Raw genomic sequence first — 15,525 nt, forward strand, 5'->3', positions numbered from 1 at the left:
ACATGTTGTATCCCATTTGACTGTTAATCTAATATTCTTTTGGCAATGAATTCATTTTTACCAGTTTTCCTCGCTCTATTTCAATATAGCCTCCTTGTTTCAGGGATGATAAAATTTTCATAATCCCACTGCGAGAAAGATTTATTTTACTGCTAATGTAATTTTCAATTGTCGTTGAGTTGCGAATATTTTGAGTTTCACTCATCAGTTCTAAAATTTGAGCACGAACTAACGCGTAAGTAGTGGGGCCAGAAACGTGCTGATAGACCGTGAATAACTTTGCATTGATAACAAAAAGATGCTCCGCAAGCGTTTTCCACAAATTTAGTTTATCAATAACTTCAAGAGCCTCACGGGTAGGTAGTATACCTATTTCACATGTAGAGAGCGTTTTGATGTAGCAGCCAAGGAACATCTCGGTATAATTGCTCATTCCCATTATCGCAGGGGCCTTGCTAAAACCGACGATAAGATCATCATTTTGACGATGATATTCAAAGCTCCCATGCGAGATGAGATAAGAGAAATGCACATTTTCGCTAGAAACCATCAGTTTTCGCCTTGCAGGATATGTTTTTAATATTGCGTAGGGCAGCAATTTATCGATGATTTCACGTGCAAAAGGTGAGGGGACAGATAAGTACGTCGGAAACATATCAGTTTCATTCATTAGAGCATCCTATATCGTAATAGTAGATTGATCCTACTATTAAGTATAGATGCATTTGCGTTCCAGGTGGGGAAATTTTAATTATCCGTCAAGATTGTTATTTTCGAATATTAATATTTAGAGGGTAAATGATTTATGCTAAGTAAAACACCTCGATTTAATGTGATACACTCCGCATTGCGTAAATTGGAAATTATTTTCATGATCCCGCTTCGGGATAAATAGGTTCTATTTTGTATGTAGTTTGCAGCGGTAACACTAAGGCGCACGCGTTCAGGTTCTTGCATTAATTCAAGTAAATGAATTTTAATTATCTCATAAGATGACAATTGCGAAATGAGTATGCAATGTTCATAAACTCTTGAAGCGGTATAAACGATCATTCTACACACGCTTTCCCAAAGCTCTTCCTTTTGGACGATTAAGTTAAATCTCTCCAAAGGAACCTGGACTATTTTTGCATCTAGCATCGCGCGTACATATATGTGGTCTTGTGAAGAATTCTGGTAGCCCACTCCTAAAATAAAGGGAGCCTGCTCGGAATTAAGCACCATCCCATCGCCGCGACGGTGTAGCGATGCCCCGCCTTCCAATAAGAGATAACACACTCTTATATTATTGCTCATGTAACGTAAAGCCTCGCCTCTGGTGCGGGGGAACTCCTCTGCATATGGCCTAATATGATCAATAAGTCTCTGTATGTGCTCAATTGGCTTAGTGGCAGCAAAGGGCGCGGACGTTGATGAATGTTCTGTAGAGAACTTTGTCTTCATGAAGATGATTCCATAGATAACATTGGGCTAAAAAATTACGCCTGCAAGTATCCTACTGACTATTTATGAGTTAAATAGAAAAATGGTCTATGTTTAGACCTTTCCTTTAACTAAACATTAACATTTATCATGAGTGATTTTTTGTTGCCAGCCAAATTATTCAAAATAAGTAATGACATAGAAACTATTAATTTATATCAATCCCTCCATGAACAAACCAGTTTATCGCTCATATGTTTCACGAATGTTAATGCATGAGTCTACAGTTGGCCTAAAAACAAATTGTTTTAGCTACTCGCCTTATTTATATTTGTCGTCAGCAAGATAATGTCGTTAACGTAAATAACTAATTAAATAGTTGGGTTTATTTAAGGCTCTCACAATCCTTTTATTTTAGTGAGAGTGATGGCATTTATCTTCGCTCAAATGTAAGAGGCAAGGAAACCTGTTTAAATACCACATTCCTAAAAGCTTGAATTCATTTAAGCCAGGATGGTATTCACAGGAATAATAAATTTATTCTCAAGGAATTAATAAATGAAAAAGAATATCATCGCTGTTGCTTTCGCTGCTGTAGCTGCTTTGTCTGCATCTAATGCTTTCGCTACTGCTGGTACTGTAAATTTCACCGGTGAAATTTTAGATGCGGCTTGTACTGTTGATGTTGCTTCCCAGAACCAGACTGTGGCCCTGGGTTCATATAACAAGTCTGAATTCGCTGCTACTGGTGCGGTGACTGCGGCTAAGAAATTCACCATCGTGTTGAAAGATTGCCCGGCAGCAGTAACTGCTGCACACGTTCGCTTTGACGGCACACCAGAAGCAACTGATTCTACTCTGCTGGCTATCGACAGCACCGTTGCAGGTGCAGCAACCAATGTGGCGATCAACCTGATGTCTGCAGATATGGTTCAACTGCCACTGCACGGCGATAATGGCTACAACTACGTCCTGAGCAGCACCGCAAATAACAATCTTGATTTCTACGCTCAATATAAATCAACTGCAGCTGCAGTGACTGCTGGTCCGGCAAATTCTGTAGCTAACTTCTCTGTTATCTACAACTAATTTCCTGCCGGAAATTATAAGGGGTCGGCTAACCCGACCTCTTTTTTATAGAGGTACAAAATGAATTTTCTTCGTAAAACTTTAATTGCTCTGGTAATCATTAACTCAGGTGTTTGCGCTGCCAATGCAGGAGTTATTATCGGTGGAACCCGTGTTATTTATGATGGCAATAAAAAGGAAGCATCTATTAGCGTTAACAACCCGGACAGCACCGCGTATCTTATTCAGTCCTGGATTGAGACGCAAAATGGTGGCGCGGAGAAAGCTCCTTTTGTTATTACACCTCCGCTTTATCGCCTTGACCCTACGCAGCAAAACGTTGAGCGTATTATTTTAACCGGTACGCTGCCGCAAGATAAAGAAAGTCTTTACTGGTTAAATATAAAAGCCATTCCATCCGCACCGAAAAAAGATAACACTTTACAAATTGCGGTGAAAACAAGTTTGAAACTAATTTATCGTCCTGCGTCATTAAAAGGCACGACGCCAGAAGAACAGGCTGAAATGTTAACCTGGTCGGTTGTCGGCAATCAAATACAGGTAACTAATCCAACGCACTTCGTAATGAATTTTAATGAGATCACCGTAGCTGGGAGAAAAGTTGAAAACGTAACCTATGTACTTCCGGGGTCAACGGCGCGTTTCGATTTGCCAAAAGGTATTCATGGTGGAAATGCCACATTCACCGTAATTAATGATTACGGCGGTCCTGGCAAAATACATAACACCACCATTTAAAAATTAGACCGCAATAACAGGAAATGACATAGGTGATGGTAATGACCTCAAAAAAACAAATATTTAAGCCTGCCAGGATGGCCATTTATATTGCGGTCGCTCTAAGCAGTTGGACTCAGGTTGCTAATGCTCGCGATACATTCAATCCCGAATTGCTTGAGGTCGGTAATCCTGGCGCAGGTAAGACGGATCTTTCGGCTTATGAAGCAGGCTCTCAAGCACCAGGTGTATATCATGTCGATATTATTCTTGACGAACAACTGGTGGATACCCGCGACGTCGAGTTTAAAGCGATCACTGATAAAAATGGCGATCAAAATTTAGCGCCATGTATCAGTCTTGAGACGCTTAAAAGCTGGGGCGTGAAAACAGAACTCTTCCCTGAGCTGAAAACTGATGAGCAGTGTGTCAATTTCGGCGCCATTCCTCAGGCTTCCACGGATTTTCAGTTCGGCACCCAACGATTGTTAATCAGTATTCCACAGGCGGCGCTTGCACCTCAGGCCCGTGGCTATGTTCCACCGGAAAAATGGGATGAAGGTATCACTGCCGGGATGTTGAACTATAGCCTTAGCGGTGCCAATAACTGGGCTCGTGGGAATAATAGCAGCGCCACTAATACGCAGTATGCCAACCTGCGCCCAGGAATAAATATTGGGCCATGGCGTCTACGTAACTACACGACCTGGAACCGGGACAGCAAGGGTCAGGACAAATGGGACACCGTTTATACCTATGCTCAGCGCGATATTATTCCACTGAAGGCGCAGTTTACTGCAGGCGACAGCTCTGCTCCCTCCGATATTTTCGACAGCATGCCGTTTCGTGGTGCTCAGCTCGCGTCGGATGACGACATGCTGCCAGATTCAATGAGAGGTTATGCCCCGGTTGTACGTGGGATTGCACGCACCAACGCTCAGGTGGTTATTCGTCAAAACAGTTACATCATTTATCAAAGTTACGTAGCACCAGGAGCTTTTGAAATCACCGACATGTACCCAACCGGCGGAGCGGGCGATCTGGATGTCACTATTAAAGAAGCGGACGGCAGCGAGCAACATTTCAGCGTACCCTTTGCGTCACTGCCACTTCTTCAACGTGAAGGGCATCTGAAATACGCTATTACCGGCGGTCTGTATCGCTCTTATGATAACAGCGTAGATAAAACGCCATTCTCACAGCTCACCGCTATTTATGGCTTATCAAAGGGATACACCATTTACGGTGGCGTTCAGGAATCCAGTAAATATCAGTCTTTAGCTTCTGGTATTGGCAAGAACATGGGCGATTTTGGTGCGGTTTCAGTTGACGTGACCCAGGCATGGTCCAAACCGCAGGATGACGTTAAGTCTACCGGGCAGTCATGGCGTGCGCGTTACAGCAAAAACTTTGTTGATACGGGGACTAACTTTGCTATTGCAGGCTATCGCTATTCCACCAGTGGCTATTACGGCATGCAGGAAGTACTGGATTCCTATAGCCGCAATAGCGACATCATCGACCGCCGTCGTAACCGCATGGAACTGACGATGAGCCAGTCTCTGGGGGGGAATTTCGGTTCGCTGATGATTGGTGCTATTCGCGAAGACTACTGGAATAACGGCAAAGCCATGGAGTCGTACAGCACTGGTTATAACAATTCCTGGGGGGGCGTTAACTTTGGTATTACTTACACCTACAGCAAAAACGGTGCGTCGGACGGTTACAGCGAATCGTCCCGTTATGATAAAGATCAGCAGATTGCTCTGAACGCCAGTGTTCCGCTGGAGCGCTTCCTGCCAGGAACGTGGGCGAATTACGCCATGAACTCGAGTAAAAACAGTGGCACAACGCATTCTGTTGGTTTAAACGGTGTTGCGCTTGAAAACAATGCGCTGAACTGGAACGTACAGCAGGGGTATGGCACGAATAATGTTGGCGCGACCGGAACCATGAATGCCGATTATAAAGGCGCCTATGGTGAAATGACCGCGGGATATGGTTATGACAAAAATAGCAATCGTCTGAACTACGGCCTGCAAGGCGGTATTATGGCACATGCTGATGGAGTCACTCTTTCTCAACCGCTGGGTGAAACTAACGTATTAATTAAAGCACCTGGTGCATCCGGTGTAGGAATACAGAACCAGAGTGGTGCCAAAACAGATTATCGCGGTTATACCGTTGTCAGTAATTTAACGCCGTTCCGTAAAAATGATGTCACCTTATCCCCGGATATGATGCCGGATAACGTAGAGCTTGATTTAACCACAGCAACGGTTATTCCAACCCGAGGTGCAGTTGTGCGGGCGGAATATATTGCGAACGTCGGGATGCGTGCGTTAGTCACTTTGACTCAGGCTAACAGGCAGTTTGTACCTTTTGGCGCGATTGTTAGCAACGAGAATAATAAAGGGCAGGGTTCAATCGTTGGTGACCAGGGGCAGGTCTATTTAACAGGCCTGGATAAGATTGCTAATCTATTAGTCAAATGGGGTGATAAACAAAATGAACAATGTCGTGTTGATGTGCATATTCCGTCAACAGATACGAAAGGTGTGCAGGTAATAAATGCCATCTGCCGTTAATACCACATTACATATTCCAGTGAAAAATGGTGCGAAACATGTCACTACTTAAACGTGCAATTCTCTTTTTGATATTTATTTTACCAGCGTATGGCTATTGCTGTACTTACAGCTTTATCGGTTCACCTTATACAATTAACTACGGAAATATCGTTGCTCAGCGCGATGCGCAAGTAGGTCAAGCCATTAGCAATGCTATTTCCGGCACATATGCGACAGGGTACGTCTGTAGAACGTCGGGAAATGAAGGTTCATCGGCAGGTTTGAGCAGTTTTATTTTATCCTATGCTTTTACTTCAACGAGTGGAGCCCGTGTTTATAATACTAATGTTCCAGGTGTTGGCATATCAATTGGATATTACACAAATGAAACTGCAGCAGCAGCTTCAGCGTCGGGCACCTATTATATCAATGACAGCACAAATACCTCAGTTAGTCTGTGGACGTCCAACCCGGGTGATACCGATACCTATCGGTTCCAGCCTATGATACAATTTTGGAAAACAGGGAATATCACATCGGGTTCTTTATCTGGGCAAATAGCTGCATTTTTTGGGCGAACGGCTCGGACGGGTGGTAGCTCTGTCGCAGATATTCCTATTTATGCTGGCTCTGGTTCAATAACACAAGTGGCCTGTTCAATTACCACACCAAATTTAACCTTCCCAATTGGGGATATATTGGCTTCAAATTTTGGATCAAGTGTGGGGACAACGCCATCAGTTGCCCAGAATACTCAAAACCTTGGGTTAAATTGCGATGCCCAGGCAAATATAAATGTGAGTTTATCGGGAACGCAAAATCCGGATGTCTCAAATACCAGTGTCCTTGCATTAACTAATCAGGGAGGCGCCAACGTGGCAAAAGGAGTAGGGGTGCAAATTATTTATAATGGTACGCCGCTGGTATTGAATAGCAATATTGTTTTAAAACGTTCTTCTGGTGGTCAGGAAACATTCCCACTAACGGCGCGTTATTACCAAACTAAAACAGCTGTCGGCACGGGTACGGCAAACGCATCGGCTACGCTTAATTTAACCTATCAATAAATATGGAATTCAAAATGAAAATGAATAAAATCGCAACAGCTTGTTTATTGATGGCGAGCGCTTATGGCTATGCAGTCGACCCCGTCACACTTAATATTACAGGTAATATTGTTGCTTCACCTTGTCAGATAAGCAGTGATAGCGTGAGCAAATCCGTTGATCTCGGGCAAAACATTCAGGCGTCGGATCTTCAAACGGCTGGTCAGGCGACTACGTGGACGAATTTTACGATTAATTTGACCTCCTGTCCTGCAGGTACCACAACCGCAATTATGACGATGCATGGCACGGCGGATACCGCAAATCCAGTTGATATGTATAAGAACACCGGCTCGGCACAAAACATCGCTGTTCAACTGCAAAGCCAGGTTGCTGCACCGCTAGGTGATGGGAAAACTATTTCGGGTACCATTGCCAGCAATGCTTATTCCTATCTATTACGTGCTCGCGCCTACACCCAAAATGGGGCCGTCACCCCGGGCACTATTGCTGCAGTGGTAACAGCCAGTATTGTCTATAACTAGAAAATCTATCGCTGAATGAAATATTGGCCGAGGAGGGTGTTACTCAGCGGCTATTTTTCAATCGCGAGGCTGGCTAATTAATTCACAAAATATTTTGTGATAATATCAGAGCGAATAATTAAAAGACTATGTGTAACTTACTCATTAAAACAGAAGACAGTGCATTTCGTTTTGGTATTACGAATTTAATGCATCAAATTTTTTATGATCTTAAAAAAGAGGGCGTGTTAACTATTGTAGAACTTGCGCAAGGTGCTATTGCATGTGCCGATATCATCGTCATGGAATTTATTGCCGGTGAAAGTGTCGTTTGCCATCAAACACTACAAACGAGAAAGAACAATAGTATTATATTTGGGTTTTATGAAGGAAACAAAACCCCATACTCTTTAGAGTTACCACTCTGTTTGAGTAATACGGTATTTATCAGTAAATCTGCTTCCATTAATACTGTGCGTGAGGCAATAATTAAAACATGGATGGTTTCTCCTGATAGCTATAAAACATATCCTTCAAGGAACTGCTTTGATTGTAAGCACAGGGCTTTATCACCTCAACAAATTAATTTTGCCAATTTATTTGATCGCAGTGAAAAAATGGATGAGATAGCTAGATTTTTGAACATAAACACTAAAACTGCGCATGCTCATAAGTTGATCATTAAAAAGAAATATAATATTGATACTGATCTTGAACTTTTAAACTTACTGAGAATCATTAAAGTAAAAGACTGCGCGTCAGAACTTTGTTTTTGTCGATAATTTAAACCAGCGGCGAATCCCCTACGTTAAAATAGCATCTATTTGGTCCATTTCTCGCTCGCTCTGTAAAGCGCAGTCTCAACCTTTTCGAGTGCCTAAAAAAACCTCATGATTACTGACGGCCATTGGCTATCAGGTCATGAGGGTGTAGAAATTATCTACTAACAGGCTTATTACTGCATCAAACTAATTGAGTCCCGTTTAACATTTCATTCAACCCGATCACATCGAGTTGTTCAGGTGTGTAAGTCCGATCCCCTCTGGCATATTGATATGCTGAACCATGGCTAAATCCATTTTCACGGGCCTGTTTATACCTTGCTATTATTTCAGCATTCGAGCGCGATATATGAGGTGTAAACGGTGTAACATTTGACGCCATAGGCAAAGTATCAACGCAACCAACCAAAATACCTATAACAAGTAGCAGCACTTTCTTCATACACTTAACCAGATATTTTTAAGTATCGTTATAGCGCTGACGATGACCCAGATAGAGCCCGCACCAACGATAACATTCACGAAAATTTCATAAATATGTGAGTTACCCGATCTCACAACACCATTAATAAAAAGCTTACTTTGTGAAATAGCGAAAAGTAATGCCAGCGGTATCCAACCAGTAATAACCCAGTGGTCTAAAGCAAAACCAGTAATATCGGGCATTTGATTTTTCTCAGTAATGAAAACCACCGCTATTGCGACCACCACCGATAGATTCACTACCTCCTAAACCATGTGCACTCTGACTATTCGCCGCATTATTAGCACCATTCCCAGTTCCATGTTCACCACTACTGCGGCTAACAGAATGATGACTTCCGCCTTTCACTGGGGAACTGAACACGCTGTTAAAAGCGACAGATACTTGGGTGTTTTTAGGAAGTGAGCCCGCAGTCACGATCCCTTTATCTGTTTTCACTTTGGTGGAAGGGGCAAGGGTGGAAGAAGAAACATTCATCGTGCTGTTCCCTGTTTGACCGACCACCGAAACAACAGGGCTACCGGTAGGATTCATTTTAGTTCCTGTAACCATAGAAACAGGATTGCCAGCCGAATTCATTTTCGTGCCATAACTCTCTAATTTTGCTTGTGCTTGCGCATTAGTTAAGTTCTGGTTAGCCGCCTTTAAATCTGATTCAGTTTGTGCACGTAATGCCCCAGCATGATTAGAAGCATCAGCCCAGGCAGCGGGAGAGCCTTTACCATATGTTGATTGTGTTGAATCGACATCACCCTGTGCGGCGTCATTCATACGTTGGGCATGTGCTACGGCTTCCTGAGCGGCTGCCAAATCAGCAGCATGTACAGAGAAGGAACAAGCAGCAACAACAAGAGCTAATATTTTGATTTTCATTATTTTGCGTAGCCCTTAAATGTATTGCTGGTATCAGTTACGCCAATCTTGCCGTTGCTGTATACGATGTAATTAAACAGCCCCTGCTGATACACGGTAGTTTTAGCTGTTTTCTCTACTTCTGCTGCAGGTTTACCATCCACCGTCAAGCCGCTGGCAGTGACGATTAACTTCATCCCTTCCCATAGTTTTGACTTGTTAGCCGATGCCGCAGAATGAGAACCCTCGCTGGTACGATGGGCGCTCTGAGCTTTTTGCACTGGATAAAGAGCCTGAGCATTTTCCATAGCCTGCTTTTGCGCAGCTCCATTCACAGCCGTTTTACGATTTTGTTCTGTCAGATAGCAGGTATCCTGGGAAATGCCCTGAGCCTCACACTCAGCCTGGCGCTGCGCACTGGATGAACAACCGGCAAGGATTAAGGTGGATGTGAAGACAGTGAACAGCGCAAGGTTTCTCATTTCAGTTCTCTCAGTAAGATTTTTCAACAGTTGTTGATTTCAGTTATCCCCTTGCACACCACTGTCAACGGGAAATCCTGTTCGGTGCATCGACAATTCGTTGCGACCTTCAACAAAAGTAATCTAACTTGAGCTTCCAATCAACATCTGTTGAAAATTGAAATTGTGTTTATTTCTACATTGGCTTGATGCTATCCTGATGACACTTTTTACTCGCCGGACAAGATGATGCTGATAACACGTTACCCAACAACGAAACCATTCCCTTTCTCTGACATGGTTGCATCGCAGGGATTTCTGTTTTTGTCGGGGCAGGTGTCAATGACAGCCGAAGGAGAGCCCGTCTACGGTACCGTTACGGAGCAGACTTTAAATATCATGCACGGTGTAACGAAGACGCTGAATCGCGCAAGGGCGAGCCTGAATGATGTTGTTCGGGTGCAGGTCTGGTTAAGTGACATGAAGCATTTTGCAGAATTTAATCGGGCATACGGCAGTTTCTTTCACGAAGTCTACCCATCAAGGACAGTGACCAGCAGTACTCTGGCTTTTGGTATGGATGTCGAAATTGAGATTCAGGCAGTAAACCCAGGGAATAAATGATGACATACGAGCGAGAAGCCCTGATTAACGTCCTGTCGGCTGCACTGGAAGCACTGAGAACCACACTTCCTTTAAATACTGAAGCTGTACTGCATGACCTTACTCAACCAGAAGCGTCAGTGGTAAACATTATTAATGGGCATGTCAGTGGGCGAAAAATTGGAGATGCTCTTCTTAAAGGGCCCGAGGATGATAAAGGATTCCTGGGATTGTTTGACGTGCCAAAGCAGACATCAAGCAAGGTTTTCAACGGATATACCACGACGACTGCTGGTGGGAAGGTCTTAAATAGCGCCTCCACACTGTATTACAACTCAGATGGGACGCCTTTGGTTGCCTTTTGTATTAACGTCGATACTGATGTTGTCACTCGTCTGATGCGTGATCTTGAGTATTTGGTTCCTTCGCCGCTGGACTCTGCCGAACAGGAAAACACGCTTACAGGCGTTCCTGAAGAGTCTCTTGATGAGTTCCTTTCGCGTTTTCGGATGACTGGTTCTGAAAGTCAGAAAGAATACAGGATGAGAGTGGTCTCCGAAGTTCATGCGATGGGATTTTTCAAAATCAAAGGAAGTGTTAACCACCTTGCGAAGATGCTCGGGGTGACGCGGTTTACTATTTATAATTATCTGGAAAAACTGAATGCAAAATCATAATGCAAATAGCATCCCTTTTTATCAGGTTGATGCCTTCACATCCCAGCCGTTTGGTGGCAATCCTGCCGGTGTTTGTCCTCTCACTGAATGGCTCAGTGATGAGACGCTGCAAGCGATCGCCATTGAAAATAATATCTCTGAAACCGCTTTTTTCGTCCCGGAAGAGGATGGCTATCACTTGCGTTGGTTTACGCCTGGCTGTGAAGTTGATCTGTGTGGTCATGCCACACTGGCGACAGCATGGGTTCTGTATAACAAACTGGGTTACACAGGTGAATTGGCGCGCTTCCACACCCGTAGCGGCGTGCTGACGGTTAGCAGGCACGGTGAGGAATATTGTATGGACTTCCCGGTGACCTGGCCTGAACCAATCGCTATAACACCGAACCTAACTGAATCACTTGGCATCAGTGAAAAGGACATTATCGGGGTCTGGAAAGCTCCAGATATTATTGTCCTGCTCCGGGATAAGGCCATCATTGATACGATGGAGCCGGATATGAATAAGCTGGTGCAAATCAAGGCACGTGGTGTGGTCTGTACTGCAGAGGGAACCAATGATGGGCCCTTTGATTTCATCTCTCGCTGGTTTGGGCCACAGGTGGGTGTCAATGAGGATCCCGTTACCGGATCAGCGCATACCTGGCTTGTGCCCTTGTGGTCAACGCTGCTCAATAAAACCGAATTTTGCGCTCAGCAAGGGGGAGCACGTAAAGGGGAGCTGCGCTGTGTGTTGCGTGATGATGATCGCGTAGAGCTTTACGGTTCTGCCAGGATGACCATCGAAGGGCGGTTTTACCTTTGATTGTCATTTCTCCTTCTAAATGAACCACTCCCTTTCAGTGACTTCTACACTTCTGCATCCTATCTTACTGATAGTAATGAAAAATATAAAATTTCCAATGAGTTAAAAATTAAAATACAATACCCCCCTATAGTATATAGGGGGCGCTATGCCACATTCACCTGAAGACAAAAAACGGATTCTGACTCGCGTGCGGCGAATACGCGGGCAAACGGAAGCGATAGAGCGCGCGCTGGAAAATGGGGATCCTTGTATCGCTATTTTGCAGCAAATCGCAGCCGTGCGCGGCGCGGCCAATGGCCTGATGGGTGAAATGTTGGAAATCCATCTGAAAGACGAACTGGTCGCGGGGGAGACATCCGAGGATCAGCGTACTGTGCGCATGGCAGAAGTCAGCCAATTACTCCGCTCTTATCTAAAATAATCTACATCTAAAATAAAATTCACACTCACCTGACGACGGAAGAAGAATATGAAATCACGTGCTGCTGTTGCATTCGGTCCGGGAAAGCCTCTGGAAATCGTTGAAATTGATGTCGCACCGCCACAAAAAGGGGAAGTGCTGGTCAAGATTACTCATACCGGTGTATGCCACACCGATGCATTCACTTTATCGGGTGATGATCCGGAAGGTGTTTTCCCTGCGGTTCTGGGGCATGAAGGCGGCGGAATTGTCGTGGAAGTGGGTGAGGGTGTGACCAGCCTGAAACCGGGCGATCACGTTATTCCTTTGTACACCGCTGAATGTCGCGAGTGTAAATTCTGTAAATCGGGTAAGACCAACCTCTGTCAGGCGGTACGCGCGACCCAGGGCAAAGGCTTGATGCCAGATGGCACCACGCGTTTCTCTTACAATGGCGAACCGATTTACCACTACATGGGTACCAGTACTTTCAGCGAATACACAGTGGTTGCAGAGATTTCACTGGCGAAAGTGAATGAACAAGCCCCATTAGACAAAGTTTGTCTGCTGGGATGCGGTGTCACCACCGGGATTGGTGCGGTTCACAACACGGCGAAAGTGAAAGAGGGTGATACCGTTGCCGTATTTGGCCTGGGTGGAATTGGGCTGGCGGTGATTCAGGGGGCGGTACAGGCAAAAGCTGGGCGTATTCTGGCCATCGACACCAACCCAGAAAAATTCAAACTGGCTACTGAAATGGGGGCTACAGACTGTATCAACCCTAAAGATCACGAAAAGCCGATTCAGGACGTAATCGTTGAGATGACTGATGGCGGTGTGGACTTCAGCTTTGAATGTATCGGTAACGTCAATGTGATGCGTTCAGCACTGGAATGCTGTCATAAAGGCTGGGGTGAGAGCGTCATCATCGGTGTTGCGGGCGCAGGCCAGGAAATCAAAACGCGTCCGTTCCAACTCGTCACCGGTCGAGTATGGCGTGGTTCAGCATTTGGTGGTGTAAAAGGGCGCACCCAATTACCGGGTATGGTCGAGGACGCGATGGCGGGCAAAATCAATCTTGATCCTTTTATCACGCACCGGATGCCGCTTGAACAAATTAACGAAGCGTTCGATTTAATGCATGAAGGGAAATCGATTCGCACCGTTATCCATTTTGGCGATAAATAACCGCTAAACTGACCCTCGCTGATTGCTCTACAGAGTGAATCGGCGAGGTTTTTATGTCCCCAAAATCATGCTTCCAGATGCTCGCCATTTTCTCTCATCCATTGCGCGAGTGAGTCCAGTGTCGGGCGCAGTGACTTTCCTAACTCGGTTATCTGATATTCAACTCTCGGCGGGACCTCCGCAAACACTTCTCGTGTCACCAGCATTCTTGATTCAAATTGCCTTAATTGCCGTGTTAGCTCTTTTTGTGTGATGGGATGCACTGCGCGCTGCAAGTCACTAAAGCGCACCGGCTGGTCGATAAAGAATGGGGATGGCCCATTTCCCGGAAATGAGATTCACAAAACTGACCATCGGGCAGCTTTCGCTGGCGACGGGTATCCACCAACAGCGAGCACTTAGCGAGCAACTGGCGCAGTTGTGGCCACGGCTGGATGTGTTGTATGTGAACGCCGGTGATGTCACGCATCGCTTGCTGGAGGAATGGGATGAAAGCAGTTACGACAGGCTGATGAATACTAATCTCAAAGGCCCTTTCTTCTTGATCCAGTCTCTACTTCCGATGCTGTCTAACCCGTCTTCGTTGATTGTCTGTGGCTCGGTCAGTGCGCATATCGGCTTGCCGCAAAGCAGCGCGTATGCCGCCAGTAAAGCAGCAATCTTGTCTCTGGCTCGCACACTTTCAGGTGAGTTAAAGGCAAAAGGTATTCGGGTTAATGGATTAAACCCTGGCCCCACAGAAACTCCAGCACTCAGCAAATTGGGCAATGGGGCGTCTGACCAACCGCTGCGTGACGAAATCCGTGCCCTGGTGCCTGTAGGTCGCCTGGGCAGTACGCTTGAGCTGGCCAAAGCTGCCGTGTTTCTCGCGTCTGATGAGTCTGCTTTTATGGTGGGTAGTGAGCTGCTAATGGATGGGGGTGTAAAAAATATTTAACCGAACTCAGTTCGATTTAAGGGATGACATCATCGCGTAAATCGGACTGAGTTAAGAATCGCTACAGTTGATAAGTGCCCGGACGGCGTTCTTTTACGTGGTAATGTTGTTCACGAAAATCGGCGGCAGAATCTTCGGCTGCCTGACGTATTTCATCACTATCGGCCTGGTGGCGTAGCAACATGTCAGCACTTTTGACGACCAAATACAGGTGACCGTGTGTTTGAGCAGTCGTTTGGCCAGAGAACAGCGCCGCACCGACCAGTAACAAAATCATCGCCAGTTTTGACCGCAATTGTTTAACCATAATCATCAACCTCGTTTACGTGACGGGCACACTGTATAGATAATTTCGTTCAGTTACTATTCAACTTTTAGAAAAAAAGTAAAATTTTTGTCAACAATGTAAAAGGGTTGTTTGTTAACTTTTGGTTTAAGATTTGTTGATGAAAGGCATGCCATGCTGCCACCCTTTTGTGTACAAAAAAGCGGCAGCATGGAGATTCAATGTAAGGATTAGTGGGCGACTGATTTTGAAAACAGGTTAATGACTAACACGCCCAAAATGATCAGTGCCATACCTGCAATCGCAGGCCAGTCGAGTTTTTGCCCCAGGAATATCCAGCCCACCGCTCCAATCAACACGATCCCGGCACCTGACCAAATCGCATAAATAATCCCGGTAGAGATAGTGCGCATGGTGATGGATAAACAATAAAACGCCACCCCATAAAACAGAATGGTGATAACACTCGGCCATAAACGGCTAAAACCTTCCGAGAGTTTAAGTGAGGTGGTTGCGATCACCTCGGCAATAATGGCCACAATAAGCCACATATAAGTCATGTCCGTTTCTCCCACAGATATTCAGCTCGACAATGTAAAGTTCAAAGCCATTTCAGGCAAGAAATTGGCATCCTCAATATTAAAAATTCTCATTTTCATTAACTTGCTTAATCTGCTGT

Annotated in this window: 20 protein-coding genes and 1 pseudogene; 12 read left to right on the top strand and 9 right to left on the bottom strand. The window is 45.0% G+C overall.

The window, feature by feature from the left end:
- Positions 1 to 28 precede the first annotated feature (28 nt).
- Entirely contained in the window at positions 29 to 670 is a 642-nt protein-coding gene (locus OH773_RS10205) for a helix-turn-helix domain-containing protein (RefSeq protein ID WP_270145380.1), read from the bottom strand.
- A 110-nt stretch (positions 671 to 780) separates the two neighbouring features.
- Entirely contained in the window at positions 781 to 1,443 is a 663-nt protein-coding gene (locus OH773_RS10210) for a helix-turn-helix domain-containing protein (protein WP_270145381.1), read from the bottom strand.
- A 537-nt stretch (positions 1,444 to 1,980) separates the two neighbouring features.
- Between OH773_RS10210 and OH773_RS10215 the strand changes: the two genes are divergently transcribed.
- The 6 genes from OH773_RS10215 (at position 1,981) to OH773_RS10240 (ending at position 8,150) form a co-directional block, all read left to right on the top strand.
- Entirely contained in the window at positions 1,981 to 2,511 is a 531-nt protein-coding gene (locus tag OH773_RS10215) for a fimbrial protein (protein ID WP_270145382.1), read from the top strand.
- Between the two features lie 60 nt (positions 2,512 to 2,571).
- Positions 2,572 to 3,249, top strand: coding sequence for a fimbrial biogenesis chaperone (locus OH773_RS10220; protein ID WP_270145384.1), 678 nt, complete (start codon positions 2,572 to 2,574; stop codon positions 3,247 to 3,249).
- A gap of 41 nt (positions 3,250 to 3,290) precedes the next feature.
- On the top strand, positions 3,291 to 5,816 hold the full coding sequence (locus OH773_RS10225) for a fimbria/pilus outer membrane usher protein (protein WP_270145386.1): 2,526 nt from the start codon (positions 3,291 to 3,293) through the stop codon (positions 5,814 to 5,816).
- Positions 5,817 to 5,854: 38 nt separating this feature from the next.
- On the top strand, positions 5,855 to 6,865 hold the full coding sequence (locus OH773_RS10230; protein WP_270145388.1) for a fimbrial protein: 1,011 nt from the start codon (positions 5,855 to 5,857) through the stop codon (positions 6,863 to 6,865).
- A 14-nt stretch (positions 6,866 to 6,879) separates the two neighbouring features.
- Positions 6,880 to 7,389: a fimbrial protein gene (locus OH773_RS10235; RefSeq protein ID WP_270145390.1), complete on the top strand. Its 510-nt coding sequence runs from the start codon at positions 6,880 to 6,882 to the stop codon at positions 7,387 to 7,389.
- A gap of 128 nt (positions 7,390 to 7,517) precedes the next feature.
- A complete protein-coding gene (locus OH773_RS10240) occupies positions 7,518 to 8,150 on the top strand; it encodes a helix-turn-helix transcriptional regulator (RefSeq protein WP_270145392.1) in 633 nt (210 codons plus the stop codon).
- A 181-nt stretch (positions 8,151 to 8,331) separates the two neighbouring features.
- On the opposite strand, the gene OH773_RS10245 is transcribed toward OH773_RS10240, so the two are convergent.
- Genes OH773_RS10245 through OH773_RS10260 form a run of 4 tightly spaced genes read right to left on the bottom strand, consistent with a single transcriptional unit; the run spans position 8,332 to position 9,995 of the window.
- A complete protein-coding gene (locus OH773_RS10245; RefSeq protein ID WP_270145395.1) occupies positions 8,332 to 8,592 on the bottom strand; it encodes a hypothetical protein in 261 nt (86 codons plus the stop codon).
- A complete protein-coding gene (locus OH773_RS10250; RefSeq protein WP_270145397.1) occupies positions 8,589 to 8,816 on the bottom strand; it encodes a hypothetical protein in 228 nt (75 codons plus the stop codon). The genes OH773_RS10245 and OH773_RS10250 overlap by 4 nt, the downstream gene beginning before the upstream one ends.
- Positions 8,817 to 8,826: 10 nt before the next feature.
- Positions 8,827 to 9,507 (bottom strand): hypothetical protein, encoded by a 681-nt coding sequence (locus OH773_RS10255; protein WP_270145399.1) that lies wholly within the window; start codon positions 9,505 to 9,507, stop codon positions 8,827 to 8,829.
- On the bottom strand, positions 9,507 to 9,995 hold the full coding sequence (locus OH773_RS10260; RefSeq protein ID WP_270145401.1) for a hypothetical protein: 489 nt from the start codon (positions 9,993 to 9,995) through the stop codon (positions 9,507 to 9,509). Before OH773_RS10260 ends, OH773_RS10255 begins: the two co-directional genes overlap by 1 nt.
- 294 nt (positions 9,996 to 10,289) lie before the next feature.
- Between OH773_RS10260 and OH773_RS10265 the strand changes: the two genes are divergently transcribed.
- From OH773_RS10265 to OH773_RS10285, 5 genes are all read left to right on the top strand, one after another.
- Positions 10,290 to 10,571, top strand: coding sequence for a RidA family protein (locus tag OH773_RS10265; protein WP_270145404.1), 282 nt, complete (start codon positions 10,290 to 10,292; stop codon positions 10,569 to 10,571).
- Entirely contained in the window at positions 10,568 to 11,227 is a 660-nt protein-coding gene (locus OH773_RS10270) for a helix-turn-helix transcriptional regulator (protein ID WP_270145406.1), read from the top strand. Before OH773_RS10265 ends, OH773_RS10270 begins: the two co-directional genes overlap by 4 nt.
- Positions 11,214 to 12,032: a PhzF family phenazine biosynthesis protein gene (locus OH773_RS10275; RefSeq protein WP_270145408.1), complete on the top strand. Its 819-nt coding sequence runs from the start codon at positions 11,214 to 11,216 to the stop codon at positions 12,030 to 12,032. Before OH773_RS10270 ends, OH773_RS10275 begins: the two co-directional genes overlap by 14 nt.
- A 148-nt stretch (positions 12,033 to 12,180) precedes the next feature.
- Complete coding sequence (locus OH773_RS10280) at positions 12,181 to 12,456, top strand: metal/formaldehyde-sensitive transcriptional repressor (RefSeq protein ID WP_270145410.1); 276 nt, start codon at positions 12,181 to 12,183, stop codon at positions 12,454 to 12,456.
- A gap of 48 nt (positions 12,457 to 12,504) precedes the next feature.
- Positions 12,505 to 13,623, top strand: coding sequence for an S-(hydroxymethyl)glutathione dehydrogenase/class III alcohol dehydrogenase (locus tag OH773_RS10285; RefSeq protein WP_270145412.1), 1,119 nt, complete (start codon positions 12,505 to 12,507; stop codon positions 13,621 to 13,623).
- 65 nt (positions 13,624 to 13,688) lie between these two features.
- Here the strand turns inward: OH773_RS10285 and OH773_RS10290 are convergent.
- A pseudogene (locus OH773_RS10290) lies at positions 13,689 to 13,977 on the bottom strand (winged helix-turn-helix transcriptional regulator).
- Between OH773_RS10290 and OH773_RS10295 the strand changes: the two are divergent.
- Entirely contained in the window at positions 13,955 to 14,560 is a 606-nt protein-coding gene (locus tag OH773_RS10295) for an SDR family oxidoreductase (RefSeq protein ID WP_270145414.1), read from the top strand. The pseudogene OH773_RS10290 and the gene OH773_RS10295 overlap by 23 nt on opposite strands.
- Positions 14,561 to 14,621: 61 nt before the next feature.
- On the opposite strand, the gene OH773_RS10300 is transcribed toward OH773_RS10295, so the two are convergent.
- Together OH773_RS10300 and OH773_RS10305 are read right to left on the bottom strand one after the other, a co-directional pair.
- A complete protein-coding gene (locus OH773_RS10300) occupies positions 14,622 to 14,867 on the bottom strand; it encodes a DUF2554 family protein (protein ID WP_270145417.1) in 246 nt (81 codons plus the stop codon).
- Between the two features lie 209 nt (positions 14,868 to 15,076).
- The gene (locus OH773_RS10305) at positions 15,077 to 15,406 is read right to left on the bottom strand and encodes an SMR family transporter (RefSeq protein WP_270145419.1); all 330 of its coding nucleotides are present in this window, start codon (positions 15,404 to 15,406) and stop codon (positions 15,077 to 15,079) included.
- Positions 15,407 to 15,525: the final 119 nt, after the last annotated feature.

This window comes from Buttiauxella sp. WJP83, assembly GCF_027594725.1.
GTDB classification, from domain to species: Bacteria; Pseudomonadota; Gammaproteobacteria; order Enterobacterales; family Enterobacteriaceae; genus Buttiauxella; species Buttiauxella selenatireducens.